The sequence below is a fragment of the Micrococcus sp. GbtcB5 genome (assembly GCF_019091605.1).
Classification (GTDB): domain Bacteria; phylum Actinomycetota; class Actinomycetes; order Actinomycetales; family Micrococcaceae; genus Micrococcus; species Micrococcus luteus.
Genome location: NZ_JAGXJK010000108.1, coordinates 1 through 381 on the forward strand (window position 1 = coordinate 1; position 381 = coordinate 381).

The 381-nt window shown below is 68.2% G+C and carries 1 protein-coding gene; it reads left to right on the forward strand.

Going from position 1 to position 381, the window contains the following annotated elements; all coding sequences use genetic code 11:
• Positions 1-310: hypothetical protein (locus tag KVS67_RS11660; protein WP_217565412.1), on the forward strand; the 310-nt coding region annotated here is incomplete at its 5' end.
• Positions 311-381: the final 71 nt, after the last annotated feature.

The window sequence follows — 381 nt, forward strand, 5'->3', positions numbered from 1 at the left end:
GGACACCCCGCCGGCCCGCAAGGCAGCGGCGGCGCTGGACGAACTGAACCGTGTGCACGACGTAGACGGCTGGATCGGTCAGCACTCGGACAAGCCGGACCCGGACGCGCGATTCCGCCGTAACGCCCTCATAGCGAACGCACGCCCGGACGCCCCCGGGACTCCGTACCCACTGCAGCACATAGCCCTCGACTGCGAGCGCTGCGCGGGCCGGTTCGTCGCTGGAAAGGGGCAGACGCTGCCGATGCTTAACGTGACCCGGGGGCGACTGTTCACCCTGCTGGGGTGGTGCTGGGCCGCAGGGGTGTAAGCGGCCATGAAAAGCTGCCCATAGGTGGCCAGGGAATGACCCGCTGACGGCCATGAGGACTGCCCAGTGAT